The organism is Microvirga sp. P5_D2 (genome assembly GCF_054049475.1).
Window position 1 is genome coordinate 1 of the sequence record NZ_JBFUMH010000215.1, and the last position, 7,013, is coordinate 7,013.

Genomic DNA, 7,013 nt, shown 5'->3' on the forward strand with positions numbered 1-7,013 from the left:
CGCTTGTCCAGTTCGGGTGCATAGGCCTGGATCCAGCGGAACAGGGTGGTGTGATCCACCTGCACACCACGATCCGAGAGCATGCGCTCGAGGTCGCGATAGCTGATTGGGAACTGAAGATACCAGCGGACCGCCCACAGGATGACCTCCGCCGTGAACTGCCGACCCTTGAACGGGTTCATCTTGCCTGTCTTCACCACGAGCCCCTCTCAACGCACTCAGCGTCATAGCCCGAGCCAGGGTGCCTTCAAAGCTGCAACAGAACCTGATCTGGGCGAAGCGGAAGACCGCGTCATCAAACCGGTTGTTGAAGCCATGGATAAAGACGAGAACGCGGCGCTTCGGGATCTTGGTGACGGCACGATTGAACCAGGCCATCGCCTGCTTCTGTTTGATGACATCCGCCTTGAGCGTCACGAATTCGGTCGCAGGACTGCCCGGAATGCGACTTGGCCACTGCACTTCCCCGACTCTACGAGCGCTTTCCGGCGGGATCGAAACCGTGATGTTGGCGAAGGACAGGCCTAGAGGGTGTTTGGAAATTAAACTGCTGCATGGGCTAATCTTTTGGTCATAAGGCGGCACATGGCGAGATAGATCCATGTCTCGGTAGTGGCCGAGAGGCGTTCCCAATCCTTCGCAAGGCGCCTGTTGCGAATGAGCCATGCGAACGTCCGCTCCACAATCCAGCGCTGCGGCAGAAGCGTAAACCCAGCTGGCATTTCGGGCGCAGGTTGATCGGCTGGCACCCGCACCCAGCGCCGCGGGCGCTTCACGATCAGCAGCATCCATCCGAGTTCGGCAGATAGCCAAGCAGACAGCCCTTGGTAGCCCATGTCGGCAAACAGGCATTCCACCTCGGGATAGCGACCTCTCAAATCGGCTAACACAGCTTCCGCCGTGCGACGGTCATGCACATCGGCKGGATGCACCAGCACGTGCAGGATCAGGCCTTGGGTGTCGACCACTAAATGGCGCTTGCGACCGGAGATCCGCTTGCCACCGTCGTAACCCCGCACCCCACCGGCTTCACTCGTGCGAGCGGTTTGGCTGTCGATGATCGCCGCATGAGGCTGCGGATCGCGCCCAGCCAGCATGCGAGCTCGTGACCGCAGAGCATCATTGATGGACCGCCAGGTGCCGCGCTGACGCCATCGTCGAAAGTGATCGTACACGCTTTGCCAGGGCGGAAACTCGTGCGGCAGCAGGCGCCARGGTTCTCCGCCGCGCAGGATATAGAGGATCGCATTGAGCACCARGCGCAGATCATGCTTGCGAGGCCGCCCGCGGCGGGTTGTGGAGGCAAGGAGAGGGGCCAGGATCGCCCACTCCCCATCGCTCAGATCGGTATCGTARGTTGACGCTGTCATGCCCCTTCAGTTGGGGCCAACCCGATTTTCCAAACACCCTCTAGCTTCAGCGTCGAGCCATGTCAGGCGTGCGATGCACCAACATGATCCGCCATGTTGGCGCCGCGGGCGCCGGAGAACATCTCGGAGGGCTCGGTAGGACTGCGCGTGGTCGCAACCAGCATGTCGACCTGGCTCGTCCCCGGAGCGGCGGCAGGAACCGGGACAAGAACGCCCCTGAGGGTCGAGCAACCGCTGAGAGCGAGTGCGAAAGCAAGGCATCCGCAGAACTTGAGGGAGGCTGAGGTCATGCACGGGTCCAACGCCGGTGATGGCGATCATTTCGATAGCACATGCAGCAGCTTTCAGGGCCGTCTCCTTGCGGAGACCATTGGGCGCACCGCGGACTGTTCCACTCGCCTGACCCTGCAAACAAAAGGCCCCGAAACGGGGCCTTTTCCATTCATCCTCCGAAGCGTCTCAATCGAATAGTTCTTCGAGAAAGGACTTCTTCCGCTTGGGATGGCCGTGCTGATGGTCGTGCCCGTACGGCTGAGCGTAGCCCCGATCGTGGCTCTGATCATACTGCGGCTTTGAAAAGGAAGGCTGTTGTACTGGAGCGGCGGCTGGTGCGTCTTGGGCGCTTCGCTCGAGGATCTTGTCGAGCTCCCCGCGGTCGAGCCAAACACCACGGCATTGGGGGCAATAGTCAATCTCGACGCCCTGTCGTTCACTCATCACGAGCGAGACACGACAGACGGGACACGGCATACCGGCAGCACTGGTCATAGGCGGGCCTCCTGAGGCTGGGAACAGGATAATGAACACAGAGTGCCAATCAGTCTTACTCTGATCACCACCAAGGGTTCTCGCTGCGGTCCGACATCACAGCCACGCGATGGTGCCTGTCAGAGGGGCCCGGCCCGCAAGGAACACATGGGCGCGCGGAGAGCAGCCTTCAAGCCTGACGACAGAGGGACTGCTTCATGAGGAGCCTGATGGAGGCCCAATATCGTCGCCGGGCGTCTTCTGCTGTTTCACTGGCGACAAGATGCGGAATGTGAAGATGGTGAACAGGGTGACTACGATGGCAACATCATAGCTGCCCAAGCCMACCGCAGCTCCGACTGCGCCGGTCGCCCATAAGCCTGCGGCTGTGGCAGTTCCCTGCACGGCACCAGCTTGTTTGATAATCGCGCCACCGCCAATGAAGCCGATGCCCGTAATCAGGCCTTCGATGATCCGGGCCTGCGCCTCGGGCGAATTCCCTGTGATGCCCTCCGTTGCCTGAACAAACCCGCAGCTTGCAACAGCGACAAGAGGAAAGGTTCGCAAGCCGGCACTTCGTTCATTGTGCTCACGATCCCATCCGATCGGCAAGGCAAGCACATAGGCAAAGGCTAACGCGGCGGCGTGAGGCAATACCCGAAACGACTCCAGCAGGTGTTCAATCTGTTCCATTCAACCTCTTCCCACGGGATCAAACCGAATCCGGGGGAAGACTGAGGAGCCAAAGCCATAGTTCCATGAACGGCGACCTGTGAGGACGAGATTATCAACCCCAGCCTGCCACTTCTGCAGAAGTCACACCTTTCCTGGGCCATCCGATCCTGAACCGCTCCTCGCCGAGGCAGCATTCGCGCTGACGCCTCTACTGGTGTCGCTACTGCTCGCTTCACCCTTCAGCTCACGCTCGGCCTGGTGCCAAAACTCTGCCTCATGGCCCTCGCTACTGCCATGTTGCACCCAGAGCTCGTAGGCGCGCTGTCTTATTCGATCCTGTGTCTCATCGGCATGCTGTTCCATATCACTGTCCTTCCTACGTTTTCTTCCAGAAGGATACGATCCACACGATGGCTTATTGAGGGCAGGTAGGTAGCGCAATAAATATACTGAAAGTATTTTTAGATATCATCCTACCTGGAAACATGTATGATACATAGACAAAGCTTCCTCAATAATATGAATTTTCCGAGACATTGCTTAGGTTAGTGCAGCATCTGTCTTGGATTTACCATATAAGTTGTACCAGGATCGAGATGCCGCGCACTGCTCCAGACACGTGTGGCTGGCGGCAGAAGGCGGCTTTTGTCTGGCAGACTGCCTTTCCCATAGATCGGACCAATGATGAAATCGGCACGAATTCTCCTTACGGTTACACTCCTCAGCATGCTCGGTGTCACGCACGCGATGGCCGACTGTCAGATCGCAGACGCCAAACTCGAAGAAGCCATCCTGCAAAAGCCCGAACTTCGCGGGAAGGCTAACCGCCAGACCGTTCGCGACCTGCGCAACTTGCGCGACGCCGCGATCACGCTCTGGTCTTATGGGCGTCATGACGATTGCGAGCGCCTCCTGGGCAACATCCGCGAACTGCTCTCCGGACCTCCAATAAACTCCTTAGGCGGCAACGACGAGGAGGATGCCGAGACGCAGATGAGCGCGCGAGAGCCAAAGGTCCAACGGGGCGCAGCTCAAGGTCGACGTGCTGACAAGGACGCCAAGCCGCTGATCAACATTGAGGAGCTTGCTCCGGGCCTGCGGGCAGACCAGATCATCGGCGCGGAGGTGCGCAGTGCCGATGATAAGATCGTGGGAGAAGTCCGGAACGTCGTGTTCGGCACCAAAGACCGCCGCGACTATGCAATCGTGGCGTCAGGAGGGTTCTTCACCCCTGGCAAGGACAGCATCGTCGTTCCGATCCGGTCCCTCAAAGTCTCACAGGAGCGCGACAGCTTCTTTCTTCCCATGCCGGAGGCGGAGGTCAAGACCGTCCCCCATATGCCCGATCAGGATTACAAGTGGCTGTCGGATGAAACATGGCGCACCCGAAACGACGCGCTCTTTGCAGGTCGCCCGTAACCGAGTACAGGCTTGCGCCCCCGCTTCAGTGCCACGAACGAGTGCTCGTTCGTGGCACTCCTAACCCTGGCGGAGCAGCGCCCGGATCAGCTCAAGCAGTCGTTCAGGACGAACCGGCTTTTCGACGAAATAGGCGCCCTCCGGCAAGTCCCCGGGTGCAGGGGCCACGCGTCCGGATGCGATCACGACACCGATATCCTGTCGATCATCCCGCACCCTGCGAGCCAATTCGAAGCCATTGATGCTGCCACGTGGCATTTCTACGTCCGTGACGACCACCTGGACGTCGGGAGCGGCCGCGAGAATATGGAGCGCCTCGTCCGCGTGAGCCGCCTCCATGACCTTGAAACCAGCATCGTCCAGCACGTCCACCAGCATCATGCGGACAAGAGCTTCGTCCTCGACAACGAGAATGAGCGCGCGAATGTCAGGTTTCCTCTCAGGCATGTCGATTTGAATGGGGATCAATCCTCTTCGTTCCTAAGGCCACGATGATATTCGGCGGGTGCGACGCATGGCTTCAATCCGCGTCACCACCTGTTGCGCCATCTCGATTGTGTTCTGGCGCTACTGGGACGCCTCCGGAAACGAGATCGTCACCGTCAACCCGGCATCGCTGCGCACGTCGATCTCACCCTGGATCTGCTGAACGAGAGACCGAACCAGGCCATAGCCGAGCGACCCTTCCCGCAGGCTCGACATTCCGATCCCATCATCCCGGACGACCAGTTCAATCCATCCCGGTTGGCTGCGGCGCGCCTGGACGAGAATCGTCCCTGACCGTGGTGCTGGGAAAGCATACTTGACGGCGTTGGTGATCAGTTCCGTCAGCACAATGCCAAGCGGAACCGCTGTATCGGCGTCCACTAGGATCCCCTCCTCCATCCTCGCCTCAAGGCGGATGCGATCATCGTTTTCCGTGATCGGCCTCAAGGCCTGGCACAGGTCTGCCACGTAGACAGATACGTCGACGCGTTGGGCCTTCTCCGACTTGCTCAAGAGGTCGTGCACCCGCGCCATGGCGTTGAGACGATCCTGGGCCTCCTCGAACAGAGCCCGAACGGCCGGGTCCGGCTGCCGGCGGCCCTGGATCGCCAGGAGGGAGGCCGCGATAGCAAGGCTGTTCTTGGCGCGGTGGTTGACCTCGACCAGCAGCATCTCCCTCTCGCTGACCAGAGCCGACAGCCTGCTGTTGACGGCTTCCAACTCCCGGGTTCTGGTCGCCACTCGGGCCTCCAGTTCCGCAGTCAGCGCGCGAAGGTCCTCTTCGGCGTCGTAGCGTCGGGTGATGTCGAGGTAGGAGAGAAAATGATTGGTGACGGTGCCCTGGCCGTCATCAATGGGGCTAGCAAACAGCATCGCCCGAAACGGGGTGCCGTCCTTCCGGTACTGAAGGATCTCCAGGGTTTCGTCCCGTCTCTCCAGGATCGCGGCCTCATAGCGCCGGATGGCCTCAGGATCGGTGTTTTCGCCATTCATGAAGTGCGGATCTTGCCCGAGCAACTCGTCCATGCTGTACCCCGACAGCTTGACGAACGATTGGTTGGCAAAAACGATGGGATTGCCCGGCAGGGTCGCGTCAGTCACGAGCATTGGCATGCGGGTCCGGCGAACGGCTTCGACGAACAGGCCACCTTGCTGCCGAACCGCCTCAATGTGGCGTTCGGCGACGGTTCGCTCGGGGGTGTCCGCCTTGTTCTCCTGAAACTCGTTCATGGCCAATCCGGTGTGATGGGGATGCGGTGGCAGGCTGTCAGGTGTTTGACAGATGCTTAGGAGGAGCTCACTTGCGCGCCTTTCGGGCGGCATAGCGGGCATCACGGGCCGCCTTTTGCTCGGCCTCCAGAGCGACCTGACGCTCGGCACTCTGGGCTCTCTCGACCACCTCGTTTGCTTCCTGAGCCAGGCGCTGCTCATGCTCGGCCGCCTGGCGCGCCTCCCGCTCTGCGGCYTCGCGGGCCTGATCAGCGACCTTGGCGGCCTCGCGTTCGGCCATCCGCGCCTCACGGGCGGTGCTGACAGCCTGTCGGGCGGCTCTGCGCTCGGCCACAGCCGGATCGTCGGGACCGGGCTTTGCTCGGACGCGCTCGAGCATGGCCTTGCGGGCGCTCTGGGCCGTGCTCAGCCGATCGCTGAATCCCTTATCTTGGAAACCGCTCATGCTCTGATCTCGCTCTCGCGGACAGCACGCTCCGTGGCACCTGATCGGATTCGGTACGAGACTTCACCGGTCTCATCGGCCGGCATGAGGCGCGTTACCTCGTAGATGCCGCTGCCACTGGCGCGGCTGTCAGAGATCGGCGCACGGACGAGGCGCACCATCTGTCGGATCTTGTATTTGTGAAGCATGTCGGTTCTCCAGTGTGGGACTGCGCCGTGGCGGCGCCACGAATGCAAACAAAAGGCCGCTCCCCACGGGGAGCGGCCTCGATGGCTCAGTGCAGGTAAGCCTGCACCGAAGAGACAGGCTTTATGCCGTCTCGATGTTGTTGACGGCAATCTTGCCCGAGCGGCGGTCTTCAGCCGTGTCAAAGGCAACCTTTTGGCCTTCGACGAGGTTGCGCATGCCGGCACGTTCAAGAGCGGTGGCATGGACAAACACGTCCTTGCTGCCATCGTTCGGCTGGATGAAGCCGAAGCCCTTCATGTCGTTGTAGAATTTAACAGTGCCCATAACCATTGGGGTAACCTTTCGCGATTGCTGCAGATGCACGTGAGCGAAGGCGTGCAAAAGCACGGCCTCAACCCGGTTCGTCGATGTAATGGTAAGAAAGTCCGAACGTGCGCCTGGCAGTGCCAAAA

11 protein-coding genes and 2 pseudogenes are annotated in these 7,013 nt (G+C 60.3%); 1 reads left to right on the forward strand and 12 read right to left on the reverse strand.

All coding sequences use genetic code 11. The annotated features are described in order from the left end of the window. From ACXJKO_RS28375 to ACXJKO_RS28405, 7 genes and pseudogenes are all read right to left on the reverse strand, one after another. A pseudogene (locus ACXJKO_RS28375) lies at positions 1–182 on the reverse strand (IS6 family transposase); the annotation flags it as partial. A 79-nt stretch (positions 183–261) separates the two neighbouring features. After that, a pseudogene (locus ACXJKO_RS28380) lies at positions 262–603 on the reverse strand (alpha/beta hydrolase); the annotation flags it as partial. Then, on the reverse strand, positions 543–1,370 hold the full coding sequence (locus tag ACXJKO_RS28385) for an IS5 family transposase (protein WP_457094384.1): 828 nt from the start codon (positions 1,368–1,370) through the stop codon (positions 543–545). The gene ACXJKO_RS28385 and the pseudogene ACXJKO_RS28380, both read right to left, overlap by 61 nt. A gap of 62 nt (positions 1,371–1,432) precedes the next feature. Then, positions 1,433–1,660 carry a hypothetical protein gene (locus tag ACXJKO_RS28390; RefSeq protein WP_457094385.1) on the reverse strand — a complete coding sequence of 76 codons (228 nt, stop codon included), beginning with the start codon at positions 1,658–1,660 and terminating at the stop codon, positions 1,433–1,435. A gap of 169 nt (positions 1,661–1,829) precedes the next feature. After that, positions 1,830–2,138, reverse strand: a complete 309-nt coding sequence (locus ACXJKO_RS28395) for a TFIIB-type zinc ribbon-containing protein (RefSeq protein ID WP_457094386.1) — start codon at positions 2,136–2,138, stop codon at positions 1,830–1,832. Between the two features lie 195 nt (positions 2,139–2,333). Continuing rightward, entirely contained in the window at positions 2,334–2,810 is a 477-nt protein-coding gene (locus ACXJKO_RS28400) for an MgtC/SapB family protein (protein WP_457094387.1), read from the reverse strand. 123 nt (positions 2,811–2,933) lie between these two features. After that, positions 2,934–3,155, reverse strand: coding sequence for a DUF2934 domain-containing protein (locus ACXJKO_RS28405; protein WP_457094388.1), 222 nt, complete (start codon positions 3,153–3,155; stop codon positions 2,934–2,936). 321 nt (positions 3,156–3,476) lie between these two features. On the opposite strand from ACXJKO_RS28405, the gene ACXJKO_RS28410 reads away from it, so the two are divergent. After that, positions 3,477–4,211, forward strand: coding sequence for a PRC-barrel domain-containing protein (locus ACXJKO_RS28410; protein ID WP_457094393.1), 735 nt, complete (start codon positions 3,477–3,479; stop codon positions 4,209–4,211). 60 nt (positions 4,212–4,271) lie between these two features. Here the strand turns inward: ACXJKO_RS28410 and ACXJKO_RS28415 are convergent, their stop codons facing one another. The 5 genes from ACXJKO_RS28415 to ACXJKO_RS28435 form a co-directional block, all read right to left on the reverse strand. Then, positions 4,272–4,679: a response regulator gene (locus ACXJKO_RS28415; RefSeq protein WP_457094389.1), complete on the reverse strand. Its 408-nt coding sequence runs from the start codon at positions 4,677–4,679 to the stop codon at positions 4,272–4,274. Between the two features lie 99 nt (positions 4,680–4,778). Then, a complete protein-coding gene (locus tag ACXJKO_RS28420; protein WP_457094390.1) occupies positions 4,779–5,927 on the reverse strand; it encodes a sensor histidine kinase in 1,149 nt (382 codons plus the stop codon). A gap of 67 nt (positions 5,928–5,994) precedes the next feature. Beyond that, a complete protein-coding gene (locus tag ACXJKO_RS28425; RefSeq protein WP_457094391.1) occupies positions 5,995–6,372 on the reverse strand; it encodes a DUF6481 family protein in 378 nt (125 codons plus the stop codon). Further along, positions 6,369–6,560: a hypothetical protein gene (locus ACXJKO_RS28430; protein WP_457094392.1), complete on the reverse strand. Its 192-nt coding sequence runs from the start codon at positions 6,558–6,560 to the stop codon at positions 6,369–6,371. The genes ACXJKO_RS28425 and ACXJKO_RS28430 overlap by 4 nt, the downstream gene beginning before the upstream one ends. Before the next feature lie 121 nt (positions 6,561–6,681). Further along, a complete protein-coding gene (locus tag ACXJKO_RS28435) occupies positions 6,682–6,891 on the reverse strand; it encodes a cold-shock protein (RefSeq protein ID WP_457094394.1) in 210 nt (69 codons plus the stop codon). Positions 6,892–7,013: the final 122 nt, after the last annotated feature.